This window comes from Halobaculum sp. P14 (assembly GCF_051195155.1).
Taxonomy (GTDB): Archaea; Halobacteriota; Halobacteria; order Halobacteriales; family Haloferacaceae; genus JBNTKA01.
The window spans coordinates 160126-173766 of the sequence record NZ_JBNTKB010000006.1; the positions used below are offsets into that span (position 1 = coordinate 160126).

12 protein-coding genes are annotated in these 13641 nt (G+C 72.6%); 8 read left to right on the plus strand and 4 right to left on the minus strand.

The genetic code is table 11. The features are described from left to right. Window positions 1-2199 carry a PAS domain S-box protein gene (locus ACQUS7_RS12490; RefSeq protein WP_435147431.1) on the plus strand — a complete coding sequence of 733 codons (2199 nt, stop codon included), beginning with the start codon at window positions 1-3 and terminating at the stop codon, window positions 2197-2199. An 18-nt stretch (window positions 2200-2217) separates the two neighbouring features. Here ACQUS7_RS12490 and ACQUS7_RS12495 read toward each other — a convergent pair whose 3' ends face one another. Continuing rightward, complete coding sequence (locus ACQUS7_RS12495) at window positions 2218-2622, minus strand: hypothetical protein (RefSeq protein WP_435147433.1); 405 nt, start codon at window positions 2620-2622, stop codon at window positions 2218-2220. A gap of 155 nt (window positions 2623-2777) precedes the next feature. Here ACQUS7_RS12495 and ACQUS7_RS12500 point away from each other — a divergent pair, with 155 nt between their 5' ends. Continuing rightward, entirely contained in the window at window positions 2778-3773 is a 996-nt protein-coding gene (locus ACQUS7_RS12500; protein ID WP_435147435.1) for a carbohydrate kinase family protein, read from the plus strand. 54 nt (window positions 3774-3827) lie between these two features. Here the strand turns inward: ACQUS7_RS12500 and ACQUS7_RS12505 are convergent, their stop codons facing one another. Next, on the minus strand, window positions 3828-5123 hold the full coding sequence (locus ACQUS7_RS12505) for an MFS transporter (RefSeq protein WP_435147437.1): 1296 nt from the start codon (window positions 5121-5123) through the stop codon (window positions 3828-3830). Window positions 5124-5253: 130 nt separating this feature from the next. Between ACQUS7_RS12505 and ACQUS7_RS12510 the strand changes: the two genes are divergently transcribed. The 3 genes from ACQUS7_RS12510 to ACQUS7_RS12520 all read left to right on the plus strand — a co-directional run bounded on the left by ACQUS7_RS12510 (window position 5254) and on the right by ACQUS7_RS12520 (window position 8866). After that, a complete protein-coding gene (locus tag ACQUS7_RS12510; protein WP_435147439.1) occupies window positions 5254-6408 on the plus strand; it encodes a M24 family metallopeptidase in 1155 nt (384 codons plus the stop codon). Window positions 6409-6506: 98 nt separating this feature from the next. Beyond that, entirely contained in the window at window positions 6507-7316 is an 810-nt protein-coding gene (locus tag ACQUS7_RS12515) for a ZIP family metal transporter (protein WP_435124932.1), read from the plus strand. 227 nt (window positions 7317-7543) lie between these two features. Next, window positions 7544-8866, plus strand: coding sequence for a methyl-accepting chemotaxis protein (locus ACQUS7_RS12520; RefSeq protein ID WP_435124930.1), 1323 nt, complete (start codon window positions 7544-7546; stop codon window positions 8864-8866). A gap of 144 nt (window positions 8867-9010) precedes the next feature. On the opposite strand, the gene ACQUS7_RS12525 is transcribed toward ACQUS7_RS12520, so the two are convergent. Beyond that, complete coding sequence (locus ACQUS7_RS12525; RefSeq protein ID WP_435124928.1) at window positions 9011-9295, minus strand: DUF7545 family protein; 285 nt, start codon at window positions 9293-9295, stop codon at window positions 9011-9013. A gap of 215 nt (window positions 9296-9510) precedes the next feature. Between ACQUS7_RS12525 and ACQUS7_RS12530 the strand changes: the two genes are divergently transcribed. The 3 genes from ACQUS7_RS12530 (at window position 9511) to ACQUS7_RS12540 (ending at window position 12012) form a co-directional block, all read left to right on the plus strand. Next, the gene (locus ACQUS7_RS12530; protein ID WP_435147442.1) at window positions 9511-10569 is read left to right on the plus strand and encodes an NAD(P)/FAD-dependent oxidoreductase; all 1059 of its coding nucleotides are present in this window, start codon (window positions 9511-9513) and stop codon (window positions 10567-10569) included. Window positions 10570-10687: 118 nt separating this feature from the next. Beyond that, window positions 10688-10972, plus strand: a complete 285-nt coding sequence (locus ACQUS7_RS12535; protein WP_435124925.1) for a DUF357 domain-containing protein — start codon at window positions 10688-10690, stop codon at window positions 10970-10972. 65 nt (window positions 10973-11037) lie between these two features. Continuing rightward, window positions 11038-12012 (plus strand): universal stress protein, encoded by a 975-nt coding sequence (locus ACQUS7_RS12540; RefSeq protein WP_435147444.1) that lies wholly within the window; start codon window positions 11038-11040, stop codon window positions 12010-12012. 66 nt (window positions 12013-12078) lie between these two features. Here the strand turns inward: ACQUS7_RS12540 and cysS are convergent, their stop codons facing one another. Further along, window positions 12079-13569 carry a cysteine--tRNA ligase gene (cysS, locus tag ACQUS7_RS12545; RefSeq protein WP_435124921.1) on the minus strand — a complete coding sequence of 497 codons (1491 nt, stop codon included), beginning with the start codon at window positions 13567-13569 and terminating at the stop codon, window positions 12079-12081. Window positions 13570-13641 lie beyond the last annotated feature (72 nt).

A 13641-nucleotide genomic window follows, 5' to 3' on the forward strand; every position in this document is an offset into this window, starting at 1 on the left:
ATGGTGGCCCTCCCGACACTTCCGGTGCTCGCGGCCTGCTCGTTTCTGGCCGGCGCCGCCTGTCTCGGGATTGGGCCCGTTCTCTACCGCGCGACCCGCGGCCACGGCTCGGAGGCGCAGCTGCTCGTCGGCGGCGCCGCGGTGGTGGCGGCGCTGTGGGCCACCGCGCACGGCTTTCACCTCACCGCGACGGCGCCGGCCGCACAGCTCACGTGGGCGCGCATCGCGGTCGCGCTCGGCGCGCCGACGGCGACGTGCTGGGCCGTCCTGGTGGTCACGCAGACCCGTCCGAACTGGTCGCTCCCCGCCGGCGCCGCGCTGCTGCTCGCGGCCGAGCCGGCGGTCACCGCGGCCGCCGCGCTCGGCTTCCCGCGGTTCGTGTTCGCCGGCTACCGCGGCGTCGACGTCGCCGGGACGCCGGTCTTGGTGCTCGTCCCCGGCCGGTGGCTCGGCGTTCACGGCGTCTACACAGCGGCGCTGTGTCTGTTCGCCGCGGCGCTACTCGTTCGCGGCGCGGTCGGCGCGAACGGCCGCGACCGGAGCCGGTACGCGCTGCTGTTCGTCGCCGGCGCGGTACCGACGGTGACGGAGGCGCTCTGGTGGCTACCGCTTCCGGGCGTCTTCGGCGTCAACCACACGCCGATCGCGCTCGCCGTCTCCGCCGCCTGCCTGTTCGCGGCGTCGCGGCGGTACGCCCTGTTCGGCGAGCAGTCGATGGCGCGCGACGCCGTCTTCGACCAGATGCGCGACGGCGTCGTCGTCGTCGACGGCGCGAACCGAATCGTCGACACGAACGCCGCCGCGCGGGCCGCCTTCGACGTCGACGACGCCGACGTCGGCGCGCCGGCCGACGAGGTGCTGCCGGACGACGCAGCGGCGCTCACCCGCCGCGGCGTCGACGAGGACGAACCGCTCACGATTCCGGGCGACGACGGCGACGACCGGGTGCTCGAACCGCAGCGCGAACCGCTGCCCGGCGGGACCGACGGCAGCCTGCTGTCGTTCCGCGACGTCACCGACCGGCGGCGCGCCGAGCGGCGCTACCGGGCGTACGTGGAGTACGCCGACGACATCGTGGTCGTCAGCGACGCGGACGGCAACCTCGACTACGTCAGCCCGGCGGTCGAGCGCGCGCTCGGCTACGCGAGACCCGACATGGAGGGCGACCCGCTGTTGCAGTACGTCCACCCGGACGACCGACGCGGCGTCGCCGAGCCGTTCGCGCAGGCGCTCGACAACCCCGGCGAACGCGTGGAGGTGACGTTCCGTGCGCGGCACGCTGACGGCGGCTGGCGCACCCTCGAAGGCGTCGGCGTCAACCGGTTCGACGACCCGGACGTCGCCGGCTACCTCGTCACGCTCCGGGACACGACGACGAACGACCGGTACGAACAGCGGCTCCGCGTGCTCACCCGCGTGCTCCGGCACGACCTCCGGAACGAACTGAACGTCGTGCTCGGCTACGCAGACGTCATCGTCGACGAGGGCGACGAGCAGCTCAGCGAGTACGGCGACAACATCCGGCGGGCGGCGAAGCGGCTCGCGACGCTCGGCGAGCGGGTGCGCGGCGTCGACCGGACCCTCTCGGACACCGACCACGGCGGCCGCCCGGTCGACGTCGGCGACGTCGCGGAGGAGGTCGGCGCTCGCGCCGAGGCGCGCTTCCCGGACGCGGACGTCGACGTCGAGGTCGACGACTGCACGACCGGGTTCGCCGACGAGTTGCTCGCGACCGCGACGTGGAACCTCGTCGAGAACGCGGTGCAGCACCACGACGGCGAGGAGCCGGCGGTTCGGCTGCGCGTCCGACGCACCAACGACGCCGTCGAACTCCGCGTCGCGGACGACGGCCCCGGGATTCCGGCCGACGACCGCGACGCCGTCGAGTCCGGCCACGAGACCCAACTCAAGCACGCCAGCGGCATCGGGCTGTGGCTCGTCCGGTGGATAATCAACGGCGTCGACGGCGAACTGACGTTCGAGGGGAACGACCCGCGCGGCTCGGTCGTCGTCGTCCGGCTCCGCGCGGCCGACGCGGCGCCGACGGGCGACGCCGCACAGATGGACCCGTGGGCCGTGTCGTCGCCCGTCCCGGAACAGTCGGACGGCGGCCGGGACGTGTGGCCGGACGGCGACGGCGATGGAAACGACGATGGAAACGGCGACGGCGGTGACGACCGGGTCGACGACGCCCGGTGACGAAACGGGGCTGTGCGGTCAGTCGGCGACGACGACCAGCGGCTCCCAGTCGCCGCGCGCCAGTTCGCCGACGGCGTCGTCGAACGCCCGCGAGTGAACCGCCCGCATCGCCGCCAGCATCGCGTCGTCGACGCCGAGCGCGCCGCCGAACTCCGGCCAGACGCGCGGCGGCACCAACAGCAGGTACGTGTCGCCGTCGCGCTCCACGAGCGGGTCGTGGCTGAACGCGAAGCGGTACTCGAACACCAGGTCGGCGACGCCGGGGTACTCCTGTACGGACCGCTGCATCTCGGCGAGCGTCGCCCGGAGCGCGGCCGCGTCGACGTCGCGGCCCCGCGCGACCGCCTCGGCGTGCGGCGTGAACACCGTCGGAAGCGTCGGCTCGGCGGCCGGTTCCTCCGCGCTGTCCCCGGCGTCAGTCATGGTTCGGGGTTCGCGCTCGGCGGACAAGAGCCGTCCGGTGGGTCGAAGTATCACCGGCGCGGACGACGCCGCATGAACGGAACCGCAGCCCGACGCAGCCGGGGCAGCCGGCGCGGCCGGCGCCGCCGGATGGGCGGGCAGCGCGGGGTGGCGCGGTGAAACTGGTCGTCGGCGAGTGCCTCGTCGACCTCCACCCGGCACGGGAGCCCGCGGAGAACTCGGCCGAGTCAGCGGACGCAGGCGAGGCCGTCGAGACCGGCGTCGGAGTCGGCGGCGCGGCGGCGTACCGGCGTCGTCCGGGCGGCGCGCCGGCGAACGTCGCGGTCGGCCTCGCCCGGCTCGGCGCCCCCGCGGCGCTGTGGACCCGCGTCGGCGACGACGGCTTCGGCGACTTCCTCGCGGAGCGGCTCGACGCCGCGGGCGTCCCGGGCCGGTTCGTGGAGCGCGACCCGGACGCGCCGACCGGGCTGGCGGTCGTCGGCCGCGACGCCGACGGCGACAGGCGCTTCTCGCTGTACCTCGACGGCACCGCGGCGACCCGGCTCCGGCCCGGCGGTGTCGACGACGCGCTCGCGGCGGTGTCGTGGCTGCACGTCGGCGGCGTCGACCTCGCGTACGAGCCGGCGCGGACCGCCGTGTTCGACCTGCTGGAGCGCGCCCCGGCGGACGCGACGGTGTCGTTCGACCCGAACGCGCGGCCGAGCCTCTGGACGGCGTTCGACTACGCCGACACGCTCGACCGGGCGCTCGGCCTCGTCGACGTCGTCGTCGCCTCCCCCGAGGACGTCGCGCCGGCCGGCTACGGCGGCGACGCGGACTCCGAGACGGCGCTCGCGGCGGCGCTGACCGGGGCGGGCCCGCACACGGCGCTCGTGACGCGCGGCGGGGCCGGCGCTGTCGCGGTGTCGACGCCGGAGGCGCCGTGGGGTGCCGCGACGGTCGAACACGCCGGCTTCGACGCCGACGTCGTCGACACGACCGGGGCCGGCGACGCCTTCACCGCCGGCGCCATCGCGGCGCTCTCGGCGGGGCGCGACGTCGATGCGGCGGTCCGGTTTGCGAACGCCGTCGGCGCCGCGGCGACCACCGCCGAGGGGGCGATGACGGCGCTGCCGACGCGAGACGAGATCGACCGGCTGCTCGACCGGTAGTCGGCCGGCGTCCAGACATCTGCTGTGTCTCCGGCACCCGCGAACCGGACGGATTCAGCGGCTCGCGAGCAGCAGCGCGATGCCGGCGAGAACCGCGGCCGCGGCCACCGCGAACGCGACGAGGTAGCCGGCGGCGCCCGCGACGACGCCGCCGACGGCCGAGCCGACCGCGGTCGCCGCCCCGGCCGCTGCGGCCTGCAGTCCGAGCGCGCGGCCCCGGGACGCCTCGTCGGAGAGCCGCGTGACGATGCCGGTGGTGGTGACGGCGATGACCGCCCAGGTGACGCCGATGAGCCCGAACCCGACCGCGTACACCGGGAGGAGCGCGCCGGCCGCGGCGGCGGTGACGAGCGCCACGCCCGGGAAGAGGACGCAGCGGACGGCGAGCGCGGCCGCCTGGAGCGTCCGGTGCGGGACGCGGCCGGCGAGCCGGCCGACCGGCGTGTAGCAGGCGGCCGAGCCGAGGTTGCCGGCGAGGTACACCGCGAACACGGCGCCCTCGGCGAGGTCCGCCTTCAGATACGCCGGGACCGGCCCCCAGAACACCGCGAAGCCGAACGAGAACACGGCGACTGCGAGCAGGTAGCGGCGGAGCCGCGTCGGCACGCCGACGAGCAGGCTTCGGAGCGACCCGGTGCCGCCGCGGCCGCCGGCGGCGGTGAGCGCCCAGTAGATGCGGGAGGGGCCGTAGAGGCTGCCGCGGAGGACGCGGCCGGCGCCCCAGTCCGTCCGGGAGAACCGCCGGGAGACGCGGCGGTAGCGGTCGGGGTCGACGCTTGCCGGCTCCGGGTACCAGGCGCGTGCGAGTACGAGCGCCGTGGCGGCGACGGCCGCGAGCACGAAAAAGAGGAGCCGCTGGCCGGCGACGCCGTCGACGCCGAACCGCGGCGCGACGCCGGTCCAGACGGTGCCGACGACGAGGCCGCCGACCCAGCCGTACCCCTGCCAGGCGTTCAGCGACGCGATGCGGCCGTCCCACTCGTCGACCGGCGCGCCCTCGACGACGATGAGGTTCAACACGGGGACGGCGGCCGAGACGGCGAACCACAGCAGCGCGTTCAACAGCAGCACCGCCGCCGGCGACGACGCCAGCGGGACGAGCGCGAGCGTGCCGGCGGTGGCGGCGAGCGTGACGAGGACGAACGGCCGGCGGCGCTTCGTCCGGGCGGCGAGCCGGCCCCACAGGAGCGCGCCGGGGACGCCGACGAGCGCCGCGGTCGCGGCGATGAGGCCGACGAACGCGAGGCTGGCGTCGAGCGCGATGGCGTACAGCGGCACCAGCACGGACGCGCCGCCGACCGCCGCGTAGCCGACGCCCCACGCCACGAGCCACCGGTCCTCAGAGTTCACTGTCGGACCGACAGCCGGCGGCGACTAATCCGTTGGGGAGACGGCGAAGCCGCCGCGGCGCTGCCCGCGGTGCTGCCCGCCGCGCCGCGCAATCCAGATGTTGATTTGTGGAGGCGCGAAACGGGCCTGCATGGACGCTTCGACTCCGTACGAGCGCCGCACCCGGGAGGCGCAGCGCCGCCTCCGCGACCGCGGCGTCGACGCGCTGGTGCTGTTCCCGAGCACGAACCTGCTGTACACGTCGGGGTTCGACGAACACCCCGGCGAGCGACACCTGCTGCTGTTCGTCCCGGCCGCCGACGGCGACTCGGACGGCGGCGCGGAGTCGCTTCCGGACCCGGTGTTTCTGGTGCCGGAGCTGTACGGCGAGCAGGTGCGGGCGGAGTCGTGGGTGCCGGACGTGCGGACGTGGGCCGACGAGGACGACCCGATGGACGCGGTCCGCGGCGCCGTCGCCGACCTCGGACTCGCCGGCGCGGACGACGTCCTCGTCGACGACACGATGAACGCGCGGTTCACGCTCGACCTGCGCGCGGCGCTTCCGGACGCCGAGTTCGGGCTGGCGTCGTCCGTGCTGTCGGCGCTGCGGGTCCGGAAGGACGACACCGAACTGGCGGCGATGCGGCGGGCGGGCGAGGTGGCCGACGCCGTCGTCTCGGACCTCCGCGGCCTCGGCGCCGACGCCGTCGGGATGACGGAGACTGAGCTGGCGGGCTACGTCGAGAACCGGCTGTCGAGCCGCGGCGGCGACGGCGTCTCGTTCGACACCATCGTCGGCGCCGGGCCGAACGGCGCGATGCCGCACCACACGCACGGCGACCGCGAGATTCGGGCGGGCGAGCCGGTCGTGCTGGACTTCGGGACGCGCGTCGACGGCTACCCGTCCGACCAGACCCGGACGCTCGTCTTCGGCGGGGAGCCGTCGGACGAGGTGAAGCGGGTCCACGAGGTCGTCCGGGAGGCGCAGGCGGCCGGCGTCGACGCCGTCGAACCGGGCGCGACGACCGCCGAAGTCGACGCGGCGGCGCGCGACGTCATCGAGTCGGCGGGCTACGGCGACGAGTTCGTCCACCGAACCGGCCACGGCGTCGGCCTCGACGTCCACGAGGAGCCGTACATCGTCGCCGGCAACGACCGCGAACTCCGCGAAGGAATGGTGTTCAGCGTCGAGCCCGGCGTCTACCTGCCCGGCGAGTTCGGCGTCCGCATCGAGGACCTCGTCGCGGTCACCGACGACGGTGCAGAGCGGCTGAACCGCACCGACCGCGGCTGGCGCTGCGAGTAGCCGCCAAATCGGCTGCCCGCGTCCGCCGCTCGGATTCGGCGCGCCTAAACGTATCACTTATCAGATAGTCTTTTGGCCGGTCGGCGTCACCCGCCGACATGGTCACGCTCGGGAACGTCGCGCTCGTCACGGCTGCCGGATTAGTGACGGCGCTCGCGACCGGGCTTGGGGCGCTCCCGTTCTTCTTCGTCGACGACTTCTCCGACAGGTGGAACGTCGCGCTGTGGGGCGTCGCCTCCGGCATCATGCTCGCCGCCTCCGGGTTCGGGCTCGTCGTCGAAGGGCTCGCGGCGGGCGGCCCGCTCAGCGTCGGCGCCGGCGTCCTCGTCGGCGTCGCGCTCGTCGCGGTCAGCCACGACGTCATCGTCGACGCCGACGTCGACCCGCGGGAGTACGAGGCGGGCGACTTCCGGAAGCTCGTGCTCATCCTCGGCGTCCTCACCGTCCACTCGTTCCCGGAAGGCGTCGCAGTCGGCGTCTCCTTCGCCGAAATCGGGCTGGAGGGCGGCGTCGCGGTTCCCGGCGTCGCCGCCGCGGTGCCGCTGCTCGCCGTGTTCATGACCGTCGCCATCTCCGTCCACAACGTCCCCGAGGGGCTGGCCGTCTCCATCCCGCTGCGCGCCATGGACGTCCCGAAGTCGCGGATGGTGTGGTGGGCGGTCTTCTCCAGCCTCCCGCAGCCGGTCGGCGCCGCGCTCGCGTTCGTCTTCGTCCGCGTCGCCCGCCGGTTCCTCCCCGTCGGCTTCGGCTTCGCCGCCGGCGCCATGACGTACCTCGTCCTCACGGAGTTCATCCCGGAGGCGCTCGACGCCGGCGACGACCTCCCCGGCGGCGGCAGACGGGAACTCGCCGCCGGCCTGCTCGTCGGCGTGCTCGCCATGCTCCCGCTGCTGTTCGTCGGCCCCTGACCGCCGTTCGTTCGGCTCCGTTCACGTCTGAGACATCCGATATCGGTGCATTCGGAGTCCTACACGAACGTTTCCGGGGTAGATGTTCTCTCCGGGCGCCGTCTGGAATCCGAGACGCCGACCGTTGAAATTACTTCACTTATTCACACGATTCACACTTTATCTTTGATGATAGCCGCAGACGAAGTCCTAAATACCACATTTTCAAAATCCGAGGTAGACCCGAGATGACTGTCAATATGCAGCCGACCTCCGAGATAGCGCCTGCGGGCGACGCGGACCCGGCGACCTTCTGGCGGCACGCCTTCGAGACGCTCGTCGACTCCTTCCCGGAACCGGCGTTCGTCGTCGAGGAGTCCGGCCACATCACGCGGTGGAACAGCGGCGCCGAGGAGATGACCGGCTACCCGGCCGACGCCGTCATCGGCGAGCACGCCTACGACGTCTTCGGCACCGAAGGCCAGACCGAGACGCTCGCCGAGGAGGTCATCCGGACCGGGGACGTCGTCCGCGAATCCGAGATTCGGTCCGCGGAGACGGCCGACGGCTCCGTCAACCACGCCCGCGCGATGGGCGTCCCGATCACGACGCCGACCGGCGACGTCGTCGCGGCGGTCGAGGTGCTCACGCAGGTCACCGAACTCATCGACCAGCAGCGCCGCATCCAGGAGCTCCAGTCGCAGATGACCGACGAGGTCGACGGCGCGGTCGGGGAACTCCGCGACCTGACGGACGGCGTCGCCGAGAACTCCGCGGAGATCAGCGAGACCGCCGACGAGCAGTCCGAGAGCCTCTCCGAGGTGCAAGGCGAGGTGTCGACGTTCAGCGCGACGGTCGAAGAAATCGCCTCCAGCGCCGACGACGTGAGCAGACAGAGCGAGCAGGCGAAAGCGCGCGCCGAGGAGTCCGCGGCGACGGCGCGGGAGACGCTCGACACCGTCGACGACGTCGCCGCCGAGGCCGAGCGCGTCACCGACGACGCGTCCCGGCTCGCCGAGCAGGTCGAAGAGATCGACGAGATCGTCGACGTCATCAACGACATCGCCGACGAGACGAACCTGCTCGCGCTGAACGCCAACATCGAGTCCGCCCGCGCCGCCGCCGGCTCCGGCGACGGCTTCGCGGTGGTCGCGAACGAGATCAAGTCGCTCGCGGAGCAGTCGAAAGAGCGGGCGAACGAGATCGAACGAATCGTCGACAGCGTCCGCGAACTCACCCACGGCACGGTGAGCAGCGTCGAGGCGACCACCGACGAAATCACGGCGGTCGCCGAGGAGATTCAGACCGTCGTCGAGAACCAAGAGGAGATCCTCGACTCGATTCAGGAGACGAGCGCCGGAATCACCGAAATCGCGAGCGCGACCGACGAGCAGGCCGCCAGCGCCGAGGAGATCGCGAGCACCGTCGACTCGGTGGCCGACCGCGGCGCCGCGGTCGCCGACTCCATCGAGGACGTCGCGGCCGCGAACAGAGAGCAGGTCGCGATGGTCGACGACATCGCCGACAGCATCGACGCGCTCGAACGCGACATCGAGCGCGTCCTCGAATAGCGTAGCCGGCTTCGGCGGCGGCCTCGAATCGCTCGCCCCGCGGCCGGCGGTCGCCGTCAGCGTGGCCGTGGAGCCGCGGCTGGACGGGTCAAAACAGCAGTGGTTCGGCTGCGCGGCGGCGACGCGGCTCGCCGCGGCGACGGTTCAGTGCTGGTGGCCCATCGCGTCCTGGAGGCTCTGACCGAACCGCTCTTCGAACAGCTCCTCCGCTTTCGCGTTGATCTCCTCGACCTCATCCGGCGTCTCGCCCTGCGAGTGGTGCGCCAGCGCGTGCGCCTGCTGTGCGAACGCCTGCAGCACGACGTCCGTGATGACGCGCGTCGGATTCTCGCCCTGCTCGGCCATCATGTCGACGAGGCCCGCCGGCAGTTCGACCGTGTCGCTGTCGCCTTCGGGGCCCTCGACCGTGTACGTCTCAGTGTCGACCATGGCCGTCACGTGGAGTCCCCGTCATAAATGTCCGCGGTATTCCGGCTGCCCGCCGCTCCGGCGCCGACTCGGCGGCGCAGCGGTGCGGCGACTCGACGACGACCAGCGGCTCGACGACTCGGCAGCTCCGCGCGGCCGACGCCGCGACGTCCGAGAGTGCGGCGAGGCCGTCGGACAGCACAACCTACAAAGCGCCGTGAACCGTAGTTCCGGTAATGACTGATTCCGCCGACGTCGTCGAGCACAGGCCGCTCATCATCGCCGGAACGGGGTCCGCGGGGCTGACCGCGGCCATCTACGCCGCCCGGTCGAACAACGACCCGCTGGTGTTCGAAGGCGACGAGCCCGGCGGGCAGCTCACGCTCACCTCCGAGGTCGAGAACTTCCCGGGGTTCCCGGAGGGCATCAACGGCGCCGAGTTCATCAACAACGCGAAAGAGCAGGCGAAGCGGTTCGGCACCGACGTGAAAAACGGCGTCGTGGAGTCCATAGACGACGACGTGCGGCCGTTCCGGGTGGAGCTGTCGAACGGCGACGTCTACACCGCCGACGCCGTCATCGCTGCGTCCGGCGCGTCCGCCCGCACCCTCGGCGTCCCCGGCGAGGACGAACTGATGGGGTACGGCCTGTCGACGTGTGCGACCTGCGACGGGGCGTTCTTCCGCGGCGAGGACATGCTGGTCGTCGGCGGCGGCGACGCCGCGATGGAGGAGGCGAGCTTCCTCACGAAGTTCGCGGACACCGTCTACGTCGCCCACCGCCGCGAGGAGTTCCGCGCGGAGGACTACTGGGTCGACCGCGTCCAGGAGCACGTCGACGCCGGCGACATCGAGATCATGAAGAACACCGAGGTCACGGCGCTGCACGGCTCGAAGGAGGACGGCGTCGACTCCGTGACGCTGGTCAGCCACCCCGAGGGTCACCCGACCGACCGGCTCGACGACCCCGAGACCGACGAACGGGAGTTCGCGGTCGGCGCCGTGTTCTACGCCATCGGCCACACGCCGAACACGGCGTACCTCGAAGACACCGGCGTCGAACTGGACGACGAGGGCTACATCGTGACGCAGGGCGGCACCGGCGGCGGCCAGACCGCGACCGCCGTCCCGGGGCTGTTCGGCGCCGGCGACGTCGTCGACTACCACTACCAGCAGGCCGTCACGGCGGCCGGCATGGGCTGTAAGGCCGCCCTCGACGCCGACGACTACCTCGAAACCGAGGCCCGCGCCGGCGCCGCTGCCGCCGACACCGCGGCCGCCGAAAGCGACGACTGAGACGACCGAGCGGCGACTGAGCGGCGACGGTTCTGTTTCTCCCGAACGTCGGTCCGGGCCGGAGTTCGACTGCCAGCCGAAGCACTCAGGGCGACGCGGAACGCCACGTCCCGGCAGGATGCCCGCCGACCTGGAGGAGAAGACGACGCGGTACGGGGAGATGCTCGCGGAGGCGCTCGCGGCCGCCGAGGTGTGCGTCCCCGCGGGGACGCCGATGCACGAGGCCGCCGAGGAGTGCCGGGAGATGGCGCTGTCGTACCTGGAGGACGGCCGCCACTTCCGCGAGGCCGACGACCCAGTGAACGCGCTGGCGTCGTACTCGTACGGCTACGGCTGGCTGGACTGCGGCGTCCGCATCGGGCTGTTTTCGGTGCCGGACGACACCGACCTGTTCACGACGTAGCGCGGGCGCCGGTCGGCGCGCCGCAGGCCGCCGCTTTTTCCATCGGGTGTCGCGTAACGCCGGGTATGTCGACGCTCGCGTTCGACGACGTCGTCGTACCGATGGACGGCAGCGACTGCGCGGAGGCCGCACTCGACGCCGCAGTCGGGCTCGCCGACCGCACCGGCGCGCGGCTGCACGTCGTCTCGGTCGTGAATCCGTACGTGCTCTCGAAGACCACGGAGCTGGAAGACGAGCGGCACGAGGCCCGCGCGACGGTCGACGGCGGCGTCGCGCACGCGGAGGACGCCGGCGTCGACGCGGCCGGCGAGGTGCTGAAGGGCGTCCCGCACGAGGAGATCACGGACTACGTCGACGAACACGGCGCCGACGCCGTCGTGATGGGGACGCACGGCCGCAGCGGCGTGAAGCGCGTGCTGCTCGGCAGCACCGCCGAGAACGTCGTCCGGTCGTCGACGGTGCCGGTGTTCACGGTGCACGGCGAGGAGGGCGTTCCGGGCGGCGCCGGCCGCGGGAACTACGAGCGGGTGCTGCTGCCGACCGACGGCAGCGACGCCGCCGAACCCGCCGAGGACGTCGCCGTCTCGTTCGCGTCCACGTTCGACGCGGCGCTCGACGTGCTGAGCGTCGTCGACAGCGCGTCGCTCGCGACGAGCACGACGCCGGACGTCGGCGGAATCGGCGGGCTCGGCGAATCCACCGTGACCGCCGTCGAAGACCACCTGGAGGCGCTCGCCGAGCGCGCCGTCGACACCGCACGCGAGAAGGCTGAGGCCGCCGGCGTCGACGCCGACGGCGACGTGGTCGTCGGGCGGCCGCACGAACGCATCCTCGAACGGGCCGAGGAGACCGAGGCAGACGTCATCGTCATCGGGACGCACGGCCGCGGCGGCATCGAGCGGTTCGTGCTCGGCAGCGTCGCGGAGAAGGTCGTCAGGCTCGCCGAGCGGCCGGTGCTGGTCGTGCCGTCGGTCGCCGCCGAGGCCGACGCGGACGCGACGGACGCGGACGCGACGGACGCCGACGGCGACGAGTCGTAGACTGCGGCGGCCGTCGGCGTCGACGCCGGCGGTGCAGAGCGGGGCGGTCGGCCCGCGGCGTCCCGGTCAGTCGAATCGGGCGACGGGGCCGTCGTCGCTGTCCTCGACGGTGACGCCGATGGCTTCGAGGTCGTCGCGGAGCCGGTCGGCGCGTTCGTAGTTGCCGGCGTGGCGCTCCTCCTCGCGGACGTCGAGGACGAGGTCGGCGAGTTCCCGGGCGAGTTCGACGTCGCCGCCGGCCTCGCGGCCGAGTTCGAGGCCGAACACGTCGCCGCCGAGTTCCTCGAACGTCTCGACGGCGCGGCGGAGCCCGCGGTAGTCGTAGCGGTCGGCGTCGTCGACGTGGCGGTTCACGGCGTTCGCCAGGTCGAGCAGCGCGTTGAACGCGGTGCGGACGTCGAGGTCGTCGTTCATCGCCGCCGCGAAGTCGTCGCGGGCGTCGTCGACGGCGCCGCGGAGCGCGTCGTCGACCGCCTTGGTGCGGGCGTCGACGGAGTCGCAGGCGTCGACGGCGGCCTCGTAGCCGCGTTCGAGCCGCTCCCAGCGCTCTTCGGCTTCCGCGACGGCGCCGTCGCTGAACGTCTGGTCGCCGCGGTACTGCGCGCCGAGGTAGAAGGTGCGGAGGACGTTCACGCCGAACTCGTCGAGGGCGTCGGCGACCGTGAAGAAGTTGCCGAGCGACGACGACATCTTGTCCGCCTCCGTGCGCAGCAGGCCGTTGTGGAGCCAGTAGCGCGCGAACCGTTCGCCGGTCGCGGCCTCGCTCTGAGCGATCTCGTTTTCGTGGTGCGGGAACACGAGGTCGCGGCCGCCCATGTGGATGTCGAGGGTGTCGCCGAGGTGCGTCATCGACATCGCGGAGCACTCGATGTGCCAGCCGGGCCGCCCCTCGCCCCACGGCGACTCCCAGGTCTCGCCGGTCGGCAGCGAGCCGTCGTGGTCGTGCTTCCGGTGTTCGCGGACCGCGGACTCGTCGACGCCGCCGGCCTTCCACAGCGCGAAGTCCGACGGGTGGCGCTTCTCCGAGCGCTCGTCGACGTCGCCGCGCGCCTCCAGTTCGTCGAGCCGCTGGTTCGACAGTTCGCCGTAGTCGTCGAACCGGGTGACGTCGAAGTAGACGGAGCCGTTCGACTCGTAGGCGAAGCCGGCGTCCACCAGCCGCTCGACGAGGTCGACGATTTCGGGGACGTGCTCTGAGACGCGCGGGTACACCTCGGCGCGCTTCAGGTTCAGCCCGCGCATGTTCTCGATGACTTCGCGGGTGAAGTGCCGGGCGACGTCGGCTTCGGACTCCCAGCCGTCGCGTTCGCCGACGCGCGCCGCGATTTTCTCGTTGACGTCGGTGACGTTCTCGACGTGGCGGACGTCGTAGCCGAGGTGGTCGAGCCAGCGGTGGACGACGTCCGCGTGGAACCACAGCCGGGCGTGCCCGAGATGCGGGTCGTCCGACACGGTGAGTCCGCAGACGTACAGCAGAACCTCGTCGCCCTCCGAGGCGGCGCCCGCCTCGAACTCCTCGCGCTCACCCGTCAGGGTGTTCGTCACGGACAGCGTCATTCGGCCGACGCTACGCGCGCCTCCCGTTTAAAACGTCCAAGTTCGGCGCGGCGGAGCGGGACAGGTGGGACA

What these genes read in the sequence shown, in the direction of transcription:
- ACQUS7_RS12515 (WP_435124932.1), top strand. Translation starts at nt 6,507, where the DNA reads ATGGTCACGCTCGGGAACGTCGCGCTCGTCACGGCTGCCGGATTAGTG.
- ACQUS7_RS12540 (WP_435147444.1), top strand. Translation starts at nt 11,038, where the DNA reads ATGTCGACGCTCGCGTTCGACGACGTCGTCGTACCGATGGACGGCAGC.
- ACQUS7_RS12535 (WP_435124925.1), top strand. Translation starts at nt 10,688, where the DNA reads ATGCCCGCCGACCTGGAGGAGAAGACGACGCGGTACGGGGAGATGCTC.
- ACQUS7_RS12520 (WP_435124930.1), top strand. Translation starts at nt 7,544, where the DNA reads ATGACTGTCAATATGCAGCCGACCTCCGAGATAGCGCCTGCGGGCGAC.
- ACQUS7_RS12530 (WP_435147442.1), top strand. Translation starts at nt 9,511, where the DNA reads ATGACTGATTCCGCCGACGTCGTCGAGCACAGGCCGCTCATCATCGCC.
- ACQUS7_RS12525 (WP_435124928.1), bottom strand. Translation starts at nt 9,295, where the DNA reads ATGGTCGACACTGAGACGTACACGGTCGAGGGCCCCGAAGGCGACAGC.
- ACQUS7_RS12490 (WP_435147431.1), top strand. Translation starts at nt 1, where the DNA reads ATGGTGGCCCTCCCGACACTTCCGGTGCTCGCGGCCTGCTCGTTTCTG.
- ACQUS7_RS12510 (WP_435147439.1), top strand. Translation starts at nt 5,254, where the DNA reads ATGGACGCTTCGACTCCGTACGAGCGCCGCACCCGGGAGGCGCAGCGC.
- cysS (WP_435124921.1), bottom strand. Translation starts at nt 13,569, where the DNA reads ATGACGCTGTCCGTGACGAACACCCTGACGGGTGAGCGCGAGGAGTTC.
- ACQUS7_RS12495 (WP_435147433.1), bottom strand. Translation starts at nt 2,622, where the DNA reads ATGACTGACGCCGGGGACAGCGCGGAGGAACCGGCCGCCGAGCCGACG.